Annotated in this window: 1 protein-coding gene; it reads left to right on the top strand. The window is 75.1% G+C overall.

From position 1 onward, the window contains the following. The coding region (locus H5J29_RS34005; protein WP_181784953.1) for an Rv3626c family coenzyme F420 biosynthesis-associated protein at positions 1–706 on the top strand (706 nt) is incomplete at its 5' end. Between the last annotated feature and the right edge of the window lie 324 nt (positions 707–1,030).

The following is a 1,030-nucleotide window of genomic DNA, read 5'->3' as shown; positions in this document are numbered from 1 at the left end:
CGGCGGGGTGCTGGCGTTCGTCGGCGCCCGGGTGCTGGGCCAGTACGACCCGTTCGGCGGGGCGGACCGCGAGGGCAGGCTGCTGCTCGTCGCGCCGAACATCTACGCGGCGCAGCAGGCACTCGACGTGCCGTCGACGGACTTCGGGCTGTGGGTCTGCCTGCACGAGGCCACCCACCGGCTGCAGTTCACCGCCGTGCCCTGGCTGCGCGAGCACTTCGCGGCCGAGGTCTCCCGGTTCCTCTCGATCAGCACGGCCAACGGGGGCGCGGTGCTGGAGCGGCTGCCCGAGGCGGTCAGGGCGCTGAAGGAGTCGAAGGGGGACTCGCTCGCGCTCGTCGAGCTGCTGCAGGGCCCCGAGCAGAAGGCCGTGCTGGACCGGCTGCTGGCGCTGACCACGCTGCTGGAGGGCCACGCGGACCACGTGATGGACGCGGCGGGCCCCGAGGTCGTCCCCAGCGTGGAGACGATCCGGCGCCGCTTCACCGTCCGACGCCGCGGCGGCGGCCTGGTCGACCGGGTGCTGCGCGCCCTGCTCGGCGTGGAGGCGAAGGTCAAGCAGTACGCCGTCGGGTCGGCGTTCACCAACCACGTGGTCGGCGAGGTCGGGATGGCCGGGTTCAACAAGGTCTGGCAGAGCCCCAACACCCTCCCCACCCGCGCCGAGCTGGCCGCCCCCGCCGAGTGGCTCGCCCGCGTGGCCTGAGGACCCGCGGCCGAGTGACCAGGTCCAGGTGATCGAGGGGGGATCGGAGTCCGTGGAGGCCGACTCGCCGCTCTCCGCCCTCGACCACGAGCGGGCGCGGGGAGTGGTCCGGCTCGCGGTGCGACGGGCGCTCGCCCGGTTGCCCGCGCAGGTGCGGGCAGCGCCGGTGGTGGTCGGGTGCTCCGGAGGGCCGGACTCGCTGGCACTGCTCCTCGCCGCGGCGAGGTCTCGGCCGCGATCGTCGACCACCGGCTGCAGGAGGGGTCCGCCGAGCGGTCCGCGGCCCTGGCCCGCGACCTGCGGGAACGCGGGATCCCGGCTGCG

Source organism: Pseudonocardia pini (genome assembly GCF_013870575.1).
Lineage (GTDB): Bacteria > Actinomycetota > Actinomycetes > Mycobacteriales > Pseudonocardiaceae > Pseudonocardia > Pseudonocardia pini.
This window is presented reverse-complemented; position numbering and strand designations above follow the sequence as displayed.